Genomic DNA, 17,952 nt, shown 5'->3' on the forward strand with positions numbered 1-17,952 from the left:
TGTGGAACGCGAGCTGCCCGTTCTCTCAACCTTCCTCGGCCATGCCAATGTTCGCGACACCTATTGGTATCTGTCGGCCACGCCGGAACTGATGAACCATGCCGTACGGCGATTGGATAAGCGTTGGGAGGTCCGGTCATGAGACACACGAACGACCTGCCCGTGCTAATCGAGCGGTGGTTTACGGATCGGCTTATGAAGCATCGAGGTGTAAGTTCCAATACCATCGCCTCCTATCGCGACACCTTCAGGCTCCTGTTTGCTTTCGCACAGACGCGCATTGGGAGATCCCCATCCCAGTTGACGCTGCGGGATTTGGACGCTCCTTTCATCGGCGCATTCCTGGAGGATCTTGAGACGCAGAGATCCGCCTCGGTGCGGACCCGGAATCTCCGCCTCACAGCCATCCGCTCTTTCTTCCGATATGCGGCGTTTGAGGAGCCGGCACACAGCGCCCACATTCAGCGTGTGCTCGCGATCCCCAGCAAGCGATGCGACAAGCGGCAGCTTCAGTTCCTAACCAGGCCCGAGATTGAAGCGATCCTGGACTGTACGGATCGAAACACGTGGCTGGGACGCCGCGATTACACTCTGCTATTGCTGGCCGCGCAAACGGGGCTGCGGGTCTCGGAGATCATCGACCTCGACCGAGACTCGGTAGTGCTCGGCCGCGGTGCGCATGTGCAATGCGTCGGCAAGGGCCGCAAAGAGCGAAGTACGCCGCTCACGAAGGTTGCACAGCAAGCCCTCCAGCGGTGGCTCAGGGAGCCAGGGAAGCGGGGGCGCAACGGCTCTCTTTCCGAATATGCACGGTGGCAGGCTCAGCGCGGACGGCGTGCAGGCGCTGCTGAACAAATATGTCGCCAAAGCACGTGAGCACTGCATCTCCCTTCGCTCAAAGCGGGTCTCGCCCCATGTCTTGCGGCACTCTGCTGCCATGGAGTTGCTGCAGGCGGGCGTCGACTGCTCCGTAATTGCCCTGTGGTTGGGCCACGAAGCGATGGAAACGACGTTGACCTATCTTCATGCACATCTCGAACTGAAGGAATCTGCACTCGCAAAGCTGAAGCCGTACGAACGCGCCAAGGCCGAGCGATTTCGACCAAGCGACCGGCTTCTGGAATTCCTGAACGCCCTCTGAGCATGAGAACTATGCCGAGTGCCAAACAACAGCGACCCGCCGAACGGGCCGGGAACGCACGGTTTGCTGCAAACAATAGAAGAGACACTCGGCATAGTTCGACGGTCGGCATAAACATGCTTATGCCGCGCGCGGCATAAGCAGGTCTCGATGAGCGAAGCGATGGTCGCCCTGTTCTCCTGCCCCTGCCCTCGCCTTCAAATCGAACGTAGAACGGTCGCGCGCGTGAGCAACACGTCTTCGAGCAAGGTCAATCCTGGTTTGGTAACGGCTTACCCTCGTAGCGCACGCGAAAATTCCTCCTGTGAAAATCCTGCTCGAAGCAGACGAAGACGAGTTCCAGGTCATTGGCGCTGTCGAGCTTCCCAAGGAGACTGAGCGTGACAACGATAACGCCGCTGTATCCGCGCGTCAGGCGGAATGCCGCGTTGCGGATGTCAGTCCCTTCTGGATCCTTCCGGTCTTCGCGGCGCTCATAGATGACCCAGAAGCGGGCAGCATCCCAAGTCTGCCGTAGGATTTGGCTGACCTCTGCCTTGAACTCTTCGGCATGCATTGCCGGACCCCAAGACAATGCCGTTTCGCCCACATCGCTAACGACATTGAGGTAACCGTCATATTGGTAGGCGCCTGACAGTGACCGTTCGATCATCTCGAATGCCGAGTTTTCGCTGATTGTTGTTTTGAAGAGAATGGCCATCGAATCGCTGCGTTCACTAACGACCTGTCGGTGAGACGCCGAGACTACAGGGCGTCGCCTGGGCGAGCAACGGCGACTTATTTGTCGGGTATCCGAGTCCGCCGCATCGTTCAGGAAATCTGCCTGTCCATACCGGAGACATAGGTAACAGAACGTCCCTAAGACATGGGTGACAACCTTGTGCCGAACGGTTGTCGATGGTTTACAAAGTCCTCTGCTCCAGATCGATATATCCGAGATCATAGCGCATGAAGCTGACGAGCCAAACGCCGTCATCGACCTCCTCGATGTCGAGCCTCTGGCCGGCCATGACTGTGAAGATATTGATCCTCTTGCGGTACATGCATATGTGGCTGCAATCGGTCACCAGTAAGTCACAGTCGTGGAAGCGGATTCGTGCTTGGCTCCCATGAATGGGCGCAGGGGCGCGATTTCGCCTCGGGTTGGGGCCTGCATCCTCAATTCGCCAAGCTTACGCATCCCCTCGTTAGCAATTTGTTGACCATAAGCTGGCTTTACTAAGCGTGATGGATGCGGAGTTCCCGCCCGTCGTCGAGTGTTTGGTGTGGGCGGGATTGTTCGTGTTGAAGTATCCAGTGCAAGGATTATCGGGCGGGGCCTTGGGCGGAATTGCCACGCTCCTGTCGCGTGCGGAACGGTTGGTCGCTCAGACCATTCTGCCGGCTCTGTTTGCGCTGCCGGCACTTGTCGGCTCTGCATCATTTGCCTCGGCGGAAGATCGTGCCCTGAAGCTGTTCTTTACCCATACGGGCGAGAGGGCCACGATTACCTATAAGCGCGACGGAAAGTTCGATCCAAAGGGCCTCGCCCAGATCAATCGGTTTCTGCGCGACTGGCGAAGGAACGAGCCGACCCGGATGGATCCCCGGCTGCTCGATCTGGTCTGGGAGGTGTACAAGCGCAGCGGCGGCAAGGACTACATCCACATCGTCTCCGCCTATCGTTCGCCAACCACCAATAACATGCTCCGCAACCGCTCGCGCAGCACCGGTGTCGCCAAGAAGAGCCAGCACATGCTGGGCAAGGCGATGGACTTCTACGTTCCCGGCGTGAAGCTTTCGACGCTGCGTGCGCTTGCAATGCAGATGCAGGTCGGCGGTGTCGGATATTATCCGACCTCGGGATCGCCCTTCGTGCATCTCGACGTCGGCAATGTCAGGGCCTGGCCCCGCATGTCCCGGCAAGAACTCGCTCGACTATTCCCGAATGGGCAGACGATGCATCTCCCGGCCGACGGCCGGCCGCTGCCGGGATACAATCAGGCGATTGCGAACTACAAGAAGCGCGTCGGCCCCACCTCGATCCAGATCGCCAGCACCGCTGGAGAAGACGAAGACGCAGGAGCCTCGACCAGGCCGAGCGGCAATACCGCTGACAGTAACCTCCTGACGGCGCTTCTGCCCCCATCCCGAAGCCGGGCATTAAATGCGCTGGCGCTGCAGACCGGCGCGGTCGAGCGGGATGACAAACGGTCCGCTCCAGATGTCTCATCTTTGCCAATTCCGATACCGGCTATGCGGCCGCCTGCCCGTGAGCACGACGCGGGCGCGGACGACAAACTGGAGACTGCATCGATCGGCCCAATTGATGTCCTTCCGGACAGGCCGGCGCCTGCATTGCCGGGCTACGCGCGCTTCGAACCCCTCCGTGTTGCACACCAGGCCTCCAAGCAGGGCGCTGATATGATCGCCTCCCTGCCAATGACCGCGTCCTGGGAGGAAGCATATTTCTTTGAATCGACGTCCGACGCGGCGCTGATGAAATGGGCGCTGCATTCTCCCGGCGAGGTGATGGAATTGAACGCGCCTCGCGTTTCCCCCCGCACGGTTCATCGGGAGGTCAATGCCGCGATAGCAGGTAAGGATATCATTCCGGTCGCCGCCACAGACCTGTTCGACGCGAGCCGGTTTGCGTCGCCCCCGGAGGGCTGACCTCAATGATCAAGGCCTGATGCGCAGCACGAAGCCGGTCAGAAGCGCCAGAACGACCGTATGATAACCGGGTTGGCGGTCCCGAGAAACCAGCGTCGCAGGCCAGTCCCAGAAGCCTTTCGGGGAAGACGGCGTTATCGCTCGATGCGACCATCGCGAGGCTGCGCGCCACCAATAGCCGAGCTCACCACGACGGCGGGAAATTCCATGTATCAGCGTTAGAATGGAGGACCGCACCGCGGCCGACCAGTATTTTTTAGAATCTCATAAATAATTGCCGCACCTTACAGGCGGTGCTCGCGCATCGGCCCGCAAATCGGAATCGATCCTCGGGAAAAGCAAGGTAGATCCAATGTGTTAAGGCCTTATCCATGAGCCTGAAAAGACGCGCAGGCGCCATAGGTTTGGGTAATCGAATGACGGCGGCGGTCGTTTTCCGCGCGCTCGACATTCAGACCAAAGTCCGATCAACCCTCGGACTTCGTGCCCATACAAAACCGTCGCTCACTGTAATAACAATAATATATTCTCAAGTAACGAGGCGAGACGATGTGAGAAACGGGGTCGACTTCATTGGATCGCATTTTTGTGACGCCTTCTACTTCGAAAATGATACCCAGAAACTGGTTGTTGTTGACAATATTTGCACCGGACCTTTCGAAAATATTGCACACATTCGGGATGCCCGTTTCCACCGCGCGACATGTTTTTCGATGAGGCAACCTCAGCTCTCTGGTCTCTTGGAACGGATAGTCGAGATTGGGCGGGGCGTGATGATGTGCAATGAGCATCTCTGTAGTATCCAGTCCGGCGCGACTATTCGTCATCGAGCGCGGCATCGGCAGAAACACCTTAAAGTAGGTACTTTTAACAATTAACATTAATAAGTGAGTATTTCTTAGAACTCTTCTAAGTAATTGTCATGCATTACAGGCGATGCTAATAAACAAGTAGCTTAATCTCAAGTCACGAGGCACGAAGCAATGAAAAGCGTATTGATTTCTGGCGGGGCTGGCTTCATCGGATCCCACATGTGTGATCGACTTTTGCTGAGGACGGACATTCAGAAGCTGGTCGTTGTCGACAACCTCTGGACCGGGCTTTTCGAAAATATCGCCCACATCAGGGACCCCCGTTTCCACTTCGTGAAATCCGACGTCGAGACGCTGCAGACCTCGGATAAATTCGACGAAATCTATCACCTTGCATCCCCCGCCTCACCGCCGTGGTACATGAAGGAGCCGAAGCGGACGATCTCCGCCAATCTTCTCGGGGCGTTCCGGTTGCTCGACTTGCTGAAGAAGGGCGGACGTTTCGGTTTCACCTCGTCTTCCGAAGTCTATGGCGATCCTCTAGTGTCGCCACAGCCGGAATCCTACAAAGGCCAGGTCGACTGCACCGGACCGCGCTCATCCTACGACGAGAGCAAAAGGTGCACGGAGTCGCTGCTGTTCGAGATGCAGCGCACCCAGGGGCTCGACGTCAAGATCGTTCGCCCCTTCAACATCTACGGTCCCCGGACACGTTCCGACGATGGTCGCGCGGTCTCCAACTTCATCACCCAGGCGCTTTCGGGCCGGCCGATTACCGTGTTCGGCGACGGCCTTCAGTCACGCAGCTGGGGCTATGTCGATGACGTTGTCGATGGTTTCGCACGATATTTCTGGATGAATAAAACCGACTATAAGGGGCCTCTGAACGTCGGCAATGATCGCGAGATTTCGGTTCTCGAGGTTGCGCAATATGTCTCCAGACTCGTTGGCGGCGTGCCGATCGTCTTCGAGCCGTCACCGCCGCAGGACCCGACGAACAGACGGCCGGATCTCACCAACGCGCACTACGTCATGCCGGAATGGTCGTGCAAAATCACCTACGAACAGGGTGTGGCAATGACGCTCGACTGGTTCAGGGACCAAATGAAGGCGCACGCTGCAGAATAAACCATAATGACTTTCGAGGCTCGCGTCCTGGGTGCAGTTGGCGTATGTTCACGGTGCGATTGAGAGAGTGATGATGCGAGACCCAATTCCGTCCGATCTGAAGGATATACGTTTTCCCATACCGATTCACTATCTCGATCTCGCCACCTCTCACCTCGATGCCGTTTCGCCCCCGGTCTCCGATGGGCTCGTGGTCTTTCTGTCGGATGGTCTTCCCGTAGGTCAAGCCTATATCGAAAGGCCCGAGACGGCGGCGGCACTCGCCGAGCGTGTCGTGCGGCCCGAGACGCTCGAGCATGCGCGCCAAGTCGCGCAAACTCCCATGCGCAACCGCGACGTCAGCATTCTGATTTGCACAAAGGACCGGCCGGAGGAACTACGCCGTTGCCTGGCCTCGATTCCCAAACAGTCGCTCAGCCCCGTCGCGATCATCGTGGTGGATAATGCCTCTGCAGGCGAGGCAACGCGTCGCGTGGTAGAGGAATCGGGCGCAACCTATGTCCGCGAAGATCGGGTCGGGCTGGATTATGCGCGTAATGCGGCGGTTCGTGCGGCGAGAACCGAATTCGTCGCATTTACGGACGATGACGTCGTCCTCCACGAGCGATGGCTGGAGAACCTGATGAAGGGGTTCGATCTGCCTGAGATCGCCTGCGTAACCGGGTTGGTCCTTCCCGGAGAACTCGCAACGCCGGCACAGTTTATCTTCGAAAAGCATTGGGGTTTCGGCCGGGGCTATCTGCGGCAGGATTTCAATCAGGACTTCTATACCAGGGATACACGTTACGGCGCTCCGGTCTGGACGATAGGAGCCGGCGCAAGTCAGGCCATCCGCCGCAAGGTCTTCGACGAGATCGGCCTGTTCGATGTCCGCCTGGACATGGGCGCTGCCGGATGCTCAGGCGATTCCGAATACTGGAACCGGCTCCTCCATCATGGCCATGTCTGCCGCTACGAGCCGACGGCGGTCGCCTGGCACTTTCATCGCAAGGATATGAAGGGGCTCGCCAAACAAATCTACCAATATATGAGTGGCCATGTCGCAGCCCTGCTGGTCCAGTATCAGAACACGGGAAATAACGCCAATCTGCGGCGCATCCTGCTCTCGTTTCCGAAATATTACGCCGGAAGACTCCGAAGACGGCTTCGCAAAGGCACGACGTCGCACGACGTCTTCCTGAAGCAGGAGATGCTCGGAAGCGTAAATGGCGCTCTCTACGTTCTGCGGCGATGGAAGAGGCCCGCATGGTGATCGCCGCAACGCCTGACATTTCATTCCTCATCCCCGCCTACAATGCAGCCGATACGCTAGCCGAATGTCTTGCCAGCCTGCAGCAGCAGTCGCGATCGAACTGGCAGGCCGTCGTTGTCGATGACGGCTCGACCGACCGCACCTGGGAGGTTCTCGAGAGCATCGCAAACACGGACAGCCGCATTCTCCCCGCCCGTCAGCCGAATGCGGGTGCGGCCGCGGCGCGAAACCACGCCGCACGCCTCGCGGTCACTCCCCTGCTCTGCATGCTGGATGCCGACGACTGGCTGGATCCGACCTTCATCGAAAACATGCAGCCAGTGGCGGAGAATTCATCTCCAGCAGTTATCGCCTATTGCGCCTTCCGCCGCGTCGCCCCGGACGGCAGGCTTATGCAGGTAGAACAACCTCCCATCTTGACGGGAGACGTCGCCAAGCGTGAGTTCTCCTCTTTTTGTGCACTCGCCATCCATACGGTTGTCTTTCCCAGAAGCCTTTTTGAGCTCGTGGGAGGCATGGATGAGACCTTGCAGACCTGCGAGGACTGGGATCTCTGGCTTCGCATGGCCTTTTCCGGCGCCGAATTTCGTCGCGTCGACCAATGCCTCGCTTTCTATCGCATGAAGGTGGACTCGCTCTCCGGCGATCCGACCAAAATGGTGCGTGACGCCATTCGCGTGACATCGAAGGCGCAAGCGCTGCAGACGCAGCAAGGCTTGTCGGCCGAGGGGCCGGAGACAGGCTGGATCACGCCCCCCGTCAGCCAGCTGCGCATGCTCGCCTGGGTCGTGTCGGCCGGGCTCGACCCGAAGGTGGATATTGCAGCCCTTGCAGCGCTTCTGCCTGAGATGCCGGACGCTGGGGGCTACGAAAACTTTCTTGCCGGTGTAATCCTGCATGGCCTGCAGACCGGGCTCTCTATGGATCGCGCCGACGATCTCGTTGATGTGCTCGACAAATGGCGGCCGGCGTTCCTTTTGCTCATCCAGCTGATTGAGAAAAATTCCCTGCCTGGCACTGGGCGCAAGATCATTGAGGCCGTGTCTTGGCACATATCCGCCGCAAACCCTTTGCGATCATTCGCGCTTGGCAATGTCCAAGTGGTCAGTGCCGCGCTCGAAACGCTTTCGCGAATCCCCAAGGCCGAGCCAGCCGACACGCTCGTCATGCACGCCCTGTCCGGCGGACAGCACGTCGGCACCTTTGTCGGGCCGCTCTGGGGCGATCTATCGATCCGGGCGCAGATCAGGCTGATCATGCATGAGATGCAGGCCGAAGAGCATCTGCAAACCCCGCCCACGCTCGCCTATATCAGTTCCTGGACAAGGGAGGCGCTACGCGGATACAGAGCCTTCGGCGGCCTCATCATCCGGAATGGCCGTCGGCGAGGACGTCTCGAACGGCTTTTGGCGCATCTCGGACGCAAGGCTCTCCTTGCCTCCGCGCCAAGCGACAAACAAGACAACGACGCCCGACTGTCCGACATCCTCCGGAATCTCGAGCGAGATCCAGCCCCACTGTTTTCAGACCCCTCTGGCCCGCAGCCGGAGGAAAGAAACGCCACTCCCCCCGTTCGCTCGGAAGAAGAGTACTGGGAACATATCTTCGAACGTCCCGATCCATGGAACTACGTCTCGGTCTATGAGCAGGTTAAATATGAGCAGACGTTGAACCTGATCCCGGAAGGGATCGAGAAGGCCCTGGAACTCGCCTGCGCCGAAGGGATTTTCACCGAAAAGCTGGCGCGAAGGGTCGGCCGGCTGACGGCCACCGATATTTCCCAGCGGGCAATAGACAGGGCGGTCGAGCGCTGCCGTGACCATCGAAACGTCGAGCTTCGCGTTCTCGATTTCGTCAGACAAGATCTCCCGCCCGAACAGGATCTCGTCGTCTGCTCCGAAGTCCTTTATTACATGAAGGACGAGGAGATGCTTGCGGCCGCCTGCCTGAAGATGGCGGCAGCGTTGAAGCCAAACGGCTATCTGATTACCGCTCATGCGCATATCCGAGAGGACGAACCCGCCCGGACGGGCTTCGACTGGGGCAATCCCTTCGGTGTCGGGACGATCAAACAGGTTCTGGCCGCACAAGCTGATCTGGCCCTGGAAGAGACGATCGAGACCGAACTCTACGCCATCCACCGGTTCCGAAAGGGGCCCGTTGCCGATCCCGTCCTGCGCATCGAGGGTCATGGAACCCCACTGGACGCGGATGTGGCGAAACACATCATCTGGGGGCCGGCTGGCGTCAACCGCGAGGTAGCATGGACGACGGAAGTCACGACCTCGGTTCCCATCCTCATGTATCACAGGATCGCAGAGCAAGGACCCGCGGCACTCCGACGCTTCCGCACCCCGCCGGAAATCTTCCGCAAGCAGATGCAGTTCCTTCGGCGACAGGGTTTTTATACCCTAACGGCGCAGACCCTGGCGGATCTTCTGCGCAGCGGCAAGCCGATCCAGGGCCGGCCTGTCATGCTGACCTTCGACGACGCTTACCTGGATTTCCTGACGGACGCCTTCCCGATCCTTGCCGAGAATGATTTCAGCGCCGAGGTGTTCGTCGTGACCGACAAAACCGGCGGCCGGTCGGACTGGGATTCGGCCTATGGAGAGCCTGCGCCACTGATGTCGTGGTCGAACATTCAGGAGCTGCAGAAGAAGGGCATCTGCTTTGGCTCCCACCTCGCATCCCACACACCAGCCAGTGCGATGGACAACGAAGTCTTTCTGGCCGAAGCCATGCTGTCGCGCAATGCGCTGCAGAGCCGACTGGGCACCGCCGTGGAATCAATAGCGCTTCCCTATGGCGCGACGGACTTCAGGGTTCCAGGTATTCTGGCGCATGCCGGCTACGGGGTCGGCTTCACCACACGGCCGGCGAAAGCCACCTTCTCCGATAATCTTTTCGGTCTGCCACGCCTCGAAGTCCGCGGCGATCACCCTCTTGAAGCCTTCCCTGAACTTATGGGCCTCCCGGGAGCTTATATCGGATGACAATACCATGACTGGCGTTGCGGCCCCTCTCATCACCGTCGTCATACCGGCTTACAACGCCGAGAATACGCTTGCCGAAACATTGCAAAGCGTCTCCAGCCAGTCCTACGACAAGCTCGAAATCCTTGTGGTCGACGACGGGTCGCGGGATAGTACGTTCGAACTTGCCAGCGACTATGGCCTGACCGATCGCCGTGTACGGGTTCTCCGCCAGGAGAATGGAGGGGTTGCGCGCGCGCGCAACCGCGGCATCCAGGAGGCCCGCGGCCCCTACATCGCCCCGGTTGATGCCGATGACACATGGCATCCCAGCAAGATCGAGCTCCAGCTTCAGGCGCTGCGGAAATTTCCCGACGGACAGGGGGTCGCCTACAACTGGTATGCGGCGATCGACGAGAACGGAATCATTTTCGGCCATTCACGGCCGGTGATGCATCAAGGAAACATCTTCGAACCCCTGCTGAGGGAAAACTTCATCGGCAATGGCAGCACACCCCTGATGCCGCGCGTGGAGATTCTTCGCTGCGGCGGCTACGATGCCGGCCTGCGCGACAACGGCGCCGAGGGATGTGAAGATCTGAAACTTTATCTGGCCTTGGCCGAGACGCTGCCCTTCGCATTGGTCCCCGATTTCCTGACCGGTTATCGCTTCACCAAGGGAAACATGTCCAGCAACGCCTACCGGATGCTGAAGTCCCACGCCCTGGTGATGGCCCCGATCATCGAACGCTATCCGCAGCTTGCGCGCGATATCCGGACAGCGGAATTCAACACGGCGAGCTGGTATTTCAAGAAGGCGTTTCTTGGCAACGATTATGCGCAAGTCAACAAGCTGGCGCCGATGATGGTAAGAAAATACTCCTTACAGCTAATCGTCCATGGCGTGCAGCAAGGCTGGCGCCAGGCGAAACGCAACGCCAGGGGTATAGCAAAGCGCGCGCTCGGCAAACCTCCGGCCCGGCCAAAAACCCGCTTCGCCGGCGCGATCATTCCGCAACCCGGAACAGCATTTAGCGATCGTTTCACGGCCATGCCTGCCAGGGAAGCAACTGGCCTGACCTCTTCGCGGATGGTCAACAATGAATAGGTTTCGAAAGCCGCCTTCCGCCATGCCCGCAAGAGCCTACAACCTGGTCGTTGCGTCTCGATTTCGCGAGCTTCTGCAACTCGTACCGGCGCTGCGGCTCAAGATGACGGTGATGATCGTCCTGGGAATTCTCACAGGGTTCTCGGAAATGGTCGGCATCACCTTTCTGGTCAGCCTCGTCTTTCTTCTCGGGCAGCAAGGTCCCGTTTCCGGCTCCGCCGTCGCATGGCTTCCAGCGATTTTTGGCGGCATCGACCTCAGTCTTTCGAAGCCTGTCCTGATCGGCATCCTCATCGGCTCCATCCTGTTCCGGATTTTATTGGGATGCGCCAATTCGCTCATTGCAAGCGCAGTGAACCACCGAATTAGCGACCGCATGCGAGACCGCCTCTACGCCAAGGTCTTGACCATGCCCTTCCAGCGCTTTCAAGACTATGAGCGCAGCGACCTGATCAACGTCATCGCGACCGAATCCTATGCGGTATCGTCGGCGCATGCCAGTCTGGTACGGCTGGGGGTGAATTTCGGTACGATTGTGATTTTCGGCGTCGGCATGCTGATAATGGCCTGGCCGATCGCGTTGCTGGCACTCGCCTTCGGCTTCATCCATAATTTTGTATTGGGTTTCTTTGCTGGTGCCTACCGCCGTCTCGGTGCCTCTGCTCTGGCTGCGGTGGAAGCCTTGACACAGTTGAGCTGGACAACGCTGCAGACTTTGAAGGCCGTCAAAAGCTTCGGCATGGAAAAGCGCCACCAACAACTCTTCGAGGCGCTTTCCAACGACGTCGGCCAGACCTGGCGCCGGTCGGACGGGATGGGAGCGATAACCTCGCTTCTCAGCGAAATGCTGACTTTCGGGGTCATCCTGACGATCATTCTGTCCTCCGAATTCCTTCCGGTCGATTTCAAGGCGGCGCTCTCGGCCACGATCCTTCTCTACAGGCTTCAGCCGCATATCAAGGGATTTGATTCCCAGATTCTCAGCCTTTACGAGATGGAAGCGTCCCTGCAAAACGTCCTGGCCCTGCTTGCGGAGAAGGATGACATCAAGCAGGCATCGCAAGGGGAGAAGGTAAGCCGCCTGGCGGAGGCGATTGTCTTCCACAACGTCTCATTCGCCTATGAGCGATCGAACGCCCCGGCGGTTCACCATCTCAGCTTCGCAATCAGAGCAGGCGAGACGACGGCTCTGACGGGGCCGAGTGGCTCCGGCAAAACCACGATCCTCAATATGATTCTCGATCTCAACCCGCCGACCCAGGGGCTGATCACAGTCGACGGCAGGGATCTGACAACCATCGACCGTTCCAGCTGGCTGCAACTGCTCTCCGTGTCGGGCCAGGACGTTGAACTGATGGAAGGCACGGTCCTCGACAACATCCGGTTTCGTCGCGATATCTCGGAGCAGGATATCCGCTGGGCGGCCGATGTGGCCTGCGCAACGGAATTCATCAAAGATCTGCCGTATGGCTTTGATGAATGGCTGGGCGACGAGGCGATCCGGCTTTCGGGCGGACAAAGGCAGCGCATAGGTCTGGCGCGTGCGCTCGCCGGCCGGCCTCAGATCCTGCTGCTGGACGAAGCAACAAGCGCACTCGACGAAGAGACAGAAATGCGGGTGTTTTCGGCGATGAAAGAAGACACCGGCAGAACGCTGATCGTCGTTAGCCATCGGCCCGCTGTGGCCAGGCTGATGAAGAACCGGATCGATCTCCGCCCCCCCACCCCCACATCCAAGCTCGGGTGACAGCGATGGAGATGCCAACCACATCCCGCATTCAAGTGGCCGTCATTATCCCTGCTTATAACGCCAGCCGCTACCTTGCCCACACGCTTCAGTCGGTCAGCAACCAGACCCACAAGGCACTGGAAATCGTCATCATCGACGACGGTTCGACGGACGACACGGTCTCGATCTGTCGCCGCTTCGCCGCGGGCGACCCAAGGATGCGGATTCTGTCGACCGAAAACCGTGGCGTCGCTGCGGCCCGCAATACCGGAATAAAAGCATCGAAATCCGCCTATATCGCCTTCCTCGATGCGGACGACATATGGCATCCGACTTATGTCGAAAGAATGCTTGCGGCGCTCCATCCCCTGCCGGACGCCTGGGGCGCGGTCTATGCCCTTCACCGCTTCATCGATACCGAAGGATATTGCACGAGATCCGGTTCGTCGCTGAACGCCCGCGACAGCATTCTCAACCGTCATCTCGTATTCCGCTTCGTCGGCAATGGCAGCGGCTTCATGGTTCGCCGCGCTGTCGTCGACAAGATCGGCGGCTACGATTCAAGCTATGCCAGAAAGGGGATTGGAGGATGCGAGGATTTCGATTTCGAACTGCGCACCGCTGAACATTTCAAGATCGAGACGGTGCCGTTGGGTCTGGTGGGCTATCGCTCACATTCCGCAGCCATGTCTTCAGACAGGTCGCGGATGGCGCGATCGCTTCTGGCGGTGACCGAACGATGTATCGCTCGCAATCCCCAGCTTCCGGCATTTGTCGTCAGCTGCGCCCGCGCGTCGGCGCATCTTTATGCATTTTCAAAATTTGCCGCTTTGAAAGATTGGCCCAGCGCTGCGACCTCGCTCAAACACATTTATCATCATAGCCCTATGGTCGCCTCCGGCGTCCTCGCCAGATTGATCTTTACAAAATCTGACAGAGCCGCACGCAGGGCGTTGTCGAAAATCTGGCCAGCGAGGGAGCAAAAGCAAAAGAATCTGAGGAAATTCGAAGAGATAGACCCGCTTCTGCCCTTGGTCGGCGGTTGGTCTCGCTTCAGAACGAAGACATTGCTCAGCCGCTTATCTGAGATCGATCGGTCTGACGAATGCGCTGCGGCGACCTCATTGCAGGGGGCTTGAATCTGTCGGCTGAACGGCTGTCGACGGCGTTTTTCGCTCGGCCGCTATTGTCGCGCCGAAGAGATCGAGCGCCGTCAAACATCCAAAGGTTTGACACCCCTTCCTCTCCATCAGCCTGGTGACTATCTCACTATTTTGTACTATGAAATTTTATATTGACGTAGAATAGTAATTGCTAAAAAAGAGAGTAATCTAAAAGAAAAAAAGAACTACCCCAATAATGATCTTCGACAATGTCGAATTTAACTGCAATCATACCGACGTACTGCGCAGGCATTCCGACTGGAGGACCCGTCACCCACCCCGGCGGGTCCTCAACTTTCCTTCTCGGCTGGTTGCACAAATGCGGTCGCCGTTATCGCTGCATCAGCATGGATAGACCTTACTTCGGATGACAATATTACGCTGTTGAGATCGGCTTGATGAGAAACCCGCATCATCGGCAAGTGACGGTCGAAGTACCGCCTCTGCCTGCTTAATATTTCGATCAAAATTTCAATTGATCGCCGGATATTTTGAGATCCGCAATGAAATTGCGGAGACGTCGCAATCGTCATAAAGTTGATATTGCTTTCCAATAGAAATTTATGATTATCTCTGCCGTTCCCAAGAAGAAGACATCCAATGATTATTGTTTCATATAATTTCTATCGTCTTATAATCGATATATAAATACAACCATTATCTGAAAGTCATTATTTTACCTTTTGATAAATTTTAGTTGCTCTACTCCATTATCGATACTGGTTTAATTAGTTACCTCATTTCACAAGCATCGGCGTTTATCTTTCGCGCGAGGGCTGGAAATTTCCCGAAAGCTGTTTCCCTCCCCCGGTTCTCAACGATCCGACAACCGGCCGGCACACTGGCGGTGTTGTTACGGCTGATGGCCCAATAGTCCTGGGCTGGCCGCGCGTGGAAAAGTTGCCGATGCAATTCAACACCGCCGCATGAAACATTAACACTTTGATAAATAAAGATATTATACAATTCAATACGATCTGGACTGGCCAATTCAGCCAACAGCATTCGGTCTGTCATTTCAAACACCGGCATATGAGGCTGTCCTTGCCAATGGGAATACCGACGCAAAACCCGCGGTGTAAGAAATGCCGATTCTCTTGGCGAGATATGCTTGGGCGAAGTTGGACAGTCCTGATTCATTACATCGGCAGCCCCGACCTGTGTCGAAATGGTCGCACCTCGCCCGCGAATTAACCCTTCATAAAGCATTTGCTTGCTCAACTTATAATTTGTGTCATGGTCACTGTAAGTAGCGAGGGAGCCGACCTGATGAGTGATATGGCATCGCAGATTCCGGAATTTGGTTACGATGAGCGCGTGATGATCTGCCGCAAGCAGATCGAAAAGGCGGTCTATCAGTTCATTACAAATACGAAGGTCGAGGGATGCGATCCGGCCGAAGTCGCAATGGCCATCGCAGACATTGCCGACGATTACATTCTGCTGCTGGCCCAGAAGCGCAATTTGACCCATTGAGGTCAATGGATCGGCCGTCAATCGGCCGATCGTCCGCACGATGTGTGAGACCCAAAATCGCCGCCGCTTCCGCGCGCGCCCGGCCCAGAACGAGGCGGGCTTCTCCCAACCTACAATTCGCGCCAGCTCATAGATGGATTTCGATTGACCGCTAACTTGCACAGCAACACATGCATAACCCCGAAAATCGATGCCGATTTTCGGGGTTATGCATGTGTTTGAAGTGGTAGAGCGTTTCCAGCGCGTCCGATCGAACGCATGCCGGCCTAATGGCTTCTCACGCTCACTTGCGGAACCGGGGAGCTCAATTCGGCCAATTCCTTGGTCAAGCCCTCCCCGACCTCCTGCTTCACCGCCTCAAGCGCAAGGTCGAGGCAATTCGTTGCAAACTGCAGTTTGACATCCTGAGCGACCTGTCGCGCATAGGCAATCATCCGCGCCAATGCAACGAGTTCGTCCAGACCGTCTTCTGCCCCTTGGTCTGCTTTTATCTTGACAACCGATGTCACGCCCATGCCCCATTTCTCCAATGAATTGAGGGAATGATACGCGTGTGGACGTGATCCAGGCCGTGAAAAAAGCGTGACACAACCCTCGGTGACAATTGCCGAATTCGCATTACAATGCAGGACGCGTGGTGAATGAGGTTTCGTGCAGTTTCCACGGCAGATCGGCATTCGAGCGAATGTCGCGGGCGTCCTGCACGGCTTTCAATAATTCCAAGGCATCAATGCGTTTTTGATCGACGGCATTCGACAAAAGGGCCGCGAGCAGTCGCGGACGATCCGGCTCGGCGAGCCCTGCACATTGCTCGACGACCGCCCGCCACGTTCGCTTCTTGAAGAATATCGCGTTTGCGGCATCTTCGAGCTCTTGGCGCAATCCGCTCGCCAGCTGTCCGCTATCCTCCATCGCATCGAGCGTTGCGCTGACATTGACGAGCGGTACCGTCAGCGGCTTGCTGCCCAGCGCGCTCGGCGCGTGAGTGAGTGCGACGGCAGCATCGTCGACCAGCCGGCCGATGCGATAGTCTTCGAAAATGCGACCGATCCCGATCATGCCGAACGGATGGCATTCGGCAGCGCGCAACGCGCCCATGCTTGCCGCCCCGAGAACCGCGACGCCCAGCGAAAGAGCATGGAGAATTTCCTTGTGCCAGACCGGTGCGGCATATTCGAAGCCGCCGTCGATCAGGCCGATGACATTGGCGCCCTGTTCCACCGCGGCCAAGACATCGCCCTGCGTGGCAGGCGGCAGGACGCATATCCCCTCGCCGGCCAGCGACGCCGCATCGGGAAGACTGGGACCTGCGAAAATGATCTTCAAAACCCTATTGCCCTGGCAAGCGCCCTCGTTCCGAACCGCTGGGCGCGCTCCCCTTCCGGATTTTCGAGCTCGGGAATGACAATCTTGACGACACTGAAGGGAAGCGTGTCGTCGCTGAGGCGCACCGCGATCACCGAAGCGATCCGCCTGTTGCGTAGCCGGTCGAGCACATGCTGCAGCAAGTGGGGCAGATCCTGCTGCCCATGTCGTGCCACCCCGTCACGGCCGATGGCGGCAGCGGGCGGTGCGGCAACCGCAGCGAAGGCCTGCCGCATCAGCGGCGGCAAGCATCGTGAGAAAGTTGCGGAAGAAATATCGTCCCTGGCTCCGCTGATATAGGTCAGCCGGGATTGCACGGCCTCCGTCACCGCCCGAATGGCCGCGCGCACGGGAGACGGATGCGCGCCGGTCCCGCCGGTTACCTCGACGAGGCGAATGTCCCTGTCGCCGTGAAGAGCCCGACAGCCCGGAATGAGGTCCTCAGGGCCTAGCATGGCGGTGAAACAGGGGATCCCGATGTCGCTGGTGATATCGAAAAGCCTGAGCGCCAATCCCGAGGTTTCGATCTTGTCGGCCAGCCCGCCCAAAGCGCCGTCCTGGAAGCCGCGGGGATCGACGCAGCCGGCATAACGATCCGCTTCCGCGCCCACCTGCCACAGCACATGGGCGTCACGCTCGATACGCTCCAGGACGCCATGAAAGATCGCCTCCTCGGCATTGTTTCCCGACGCCAGGCCGTCCGAAGACATCCAGTATCGCGCGTCCCGTGTGCGGTCGAGCACCACCGCTTCAAAGGGGACATAAACCTCGTCGCCGTTAAGGATATTGACGCCGGCAACCCATTCCGTCTCCTCGTCCGGTCCGAGATCGGGTTTATGAAGAGCGGTCAGGCAGTTCAGCATGTCGGTCTTGCGTCCCATCGCCTGCAGACGGGAAGAGGTGTCGTGGACGAGATCGACGGAGGGTTCGCCGGCAACCGCCCGTTCGAGGGCTTCCATGACAGTGGATACTTTGGCGTCGATATCAGTCAGGCCCTTTCCCTGTGCAATCACGATCGAGCGGGAATTCGGGGCGTATGCGCACCAGACGGGGATTCCGATGTCGTCCAGTCCGGTATGTCGCGCAACCCTGGTAATGCCGAACCCGGCCAAAAGAGGTTCGACGCGGGAAAGAGTTTCCCGCGGCGACAT

Annotated in this window: 13 protein-coding genes and 2 pseudogenes; 9 read left to right on the forward strand and 6 right to left on the reverse strand. The window is 57.9% G+C overall.

Going from position 1 to position 17,952, the window contains the following annotated elements:
* The first annotated feature begins 138 nt into the window (after positions 1-138).
* A pseudogene (locus tag ELH03_RS15920) lies at positions 139-1,141 on the forward strand (tyrosine-type recombinase/integrase).
* 250 nt (positions 1,142-1,391) lie between these two features.
* On the opposite strand, the gene ELH03_RS15930 reads toward ELH03_RS15920, so the two are convergent.
* Positions 1,392-1,841, reverse strand: a complete 450-nt coding sequence (locus tag ELH03_RS15930; protein ID WP_128401205.1) for a hypothetical protein — start codon at positions 1,839-1,841, stop codon at positions 1,392-1,394.
* 202 nt (positions 1,842-2,043) lie between these two features.
* Positions 2,044-2,232, reverse strand: a pseudogene (locus tag ELH03_RS15935) (IS481 family transposase); the annotation flags it as partial.
* Between the two features lie 184 nt (positions 2,233-2,416).
* Between ELH03_RS15935 and ELH03_RS15940 the strand changes: the two are divergent.
* The 7 genes from ELH03_RS15940 (at position 2,417) to ELH03_RS15975 (ending at position 13,936) form a co-directional block, all read left to right on the forward strand.
* The gene (locus tag ELH03_RS15940) at positions 2,417-3,793 is read left to right on the forward strand and encodes a peptidoglycan L,D-endopeptidase MepK (protein WP_245504880.1); all 1,377 of its coding nucleotides are present in this window, start codon (positions 2,417-2,419) and stop codon (positions 3,791-3,793) included.
* A gap of 983 nt (positions 3,794-4,776) precedes the next feature.
* Positions 4,777-5,733, forward strand: coding sequence for an NAD-dependent epimerase/dehydratase family protein (locus ELH03_RS15950; protein WP_128401202.1), 957 nt, complete (start codon positions 4,777-4,779; stop codon positions 5,731-5,733).
* Positions 5,734-5,764: 31 nt separating this feature from the next.
* Positions 5,765-6,985, forward strand: coding sequence for a glycosyltransferase family 2 protein (locus ELH03_RS15955; protein WP_128411219.1), 1,221 nt, complete (start codon positions 5,765-5,767; stop codon positions 6,983-6,985).
* Positions 6,979-9,981 carry a trifunctional glycosyltransferase/class I SAM-dependent methyltransferase/polysaccharide deacetylase gene (locus ELH03_RS15960; protein ID WP_128411218.1) on the forward strand — a complete coding sequence of 1,001 codons (3,003 nt, stop codon included), beginning with the start codon at positions 6,979-6,981 and terminating at the stop codon, positions 9,979-9,981. Before ELH03_RS15955 ends, ELH03_RS15960 begins: the two co-directional genes overlap by 7 nt.
* A 7-nt stretch (positions 9,982-9,988) precedes the next feature.
* Positions 9,989-11,068: a glycosyltransferase family 2 protein gene (locus tag ELH03_RS15965; protein WP_128411217.1), complete on the forward strand. Its 1,080-nt coding sequence runs from the start codon at positions 9,989-9,991 to the stop codon at positions 11,066-11,068.
* Positions 11,061-12,815, forward strand: a complete 1,755-nt coding sequence (locus ELH03_RS15970) for an ABC transporter ATP-binding protein (protein ID WP_128411216.1) — start codon at positions 11,061-11,063, stop codon at positions 12,813-12,815. The genes ELH03_RS15965 and ELH03_RS15970 overlap by 8 nt, the downstream gene beginning before the upstream one ends.
* The gene (locus ELH03_RS15975; protein WP_130766503.1) at positions 12,812-13,936 is read left to right on the forward strand and encodes a glycosyltransferase family 2 protein; all 1,125 of its coding nucleotides are present in this window, start codon (positions 12,812-12,814) and stop codon (positions 13,934-13,936) included. Before ELH03_RS15970 ends, ELH03_RS15975 begins: the two co-directional genes overlap by 4 nt.
* Before the next feature lie 756 nt (positions 13,937-14,692).
* On the opposite strand, the gene ELH03_RS15980 is transcribed toward ELH03_RS15975, so the two are convergent.
* A complete protein-coding gene (locus ELH03_RS15980) occupies positions 14,693-14,992 on the reverse strand; it encodes a hypothetical protein (protein WP_130766504.1) in 300 nt (99 codons plus the stop codon).
* A 237-nt stretch (positions 14,993-15,229) separates the two neighbouring features.
* Between ELH03_RS15980 and ELH03_RS15985 the strand changes: the two genes are divergently transcribed.
* Positions 15,230-15,436: a hypothetical protein gene (locus ELH03_RS15985; protein ID WP_032980530.1), complete on the forward strand. Its 207-nt coding sequence runs from the start codon at positions 15,230-15,232 to the stop codon at positions 15,434-15,436.
* Positions 15,437-15,702: 266 nt separating this feature from the next.
* On the opposite strand, the gene ELH03_RS15990 is transcribed toward ELH03_RS15985, so the two are convergent.
* The 3 genes from ELH03_RS15990 to ELH03_RS16000 all read right to left on the reverse strand — a co-directional run bounded on the left by ELH03_RS15990 (position 15,703) and on the right by ELH03_RS16000 (position 17,952).
* Positions 15,703-15,951 carry a hypothetical protein gene (locus ELH03_RS15990; RefSeq protein WP_128401196.1) on the reverse strand — a complete coding sequence of 83 codons (249 nt, stop codon included), beginning with the start codon at positions 15,949-15,951 and terminating at the stop codon, positions 15,703-15,705.
* A 103-nt stretch (positions 15,952-16,054) separates the two neighbouring features.
* Positions 16,055-16,762 (reverse strand): TfuA-like protein, encoded by a 708-nt coding sequence (locus ELH03_RS15995; RefSeq protein ID WP_128411214.1) that lies wholly within the window; start codon positions 16,760-16,762, stop codon positions 16,055-16,057.
* Entirely contained in the window at positions 16,759-17,952 is a 1,194-nt protein-coding gene (locus ELH03_RS16000) for a YcaO-like family protein (protein WP_128411223.1), read from the reverse strand. Before ELH03_RS16000 ends, ELH03_RS15995 begins: the two co-directional genes overlap by 4 nt.

This window comes from Rhizobium beringeri (assembly GCF_004306515.1).
GTDB lineage: Bacteria > Pseudomonadota > Alphaproteobacteria > Rhizobiales > Rhizobiaceae > Rhizobium > Rhizobium beringeri.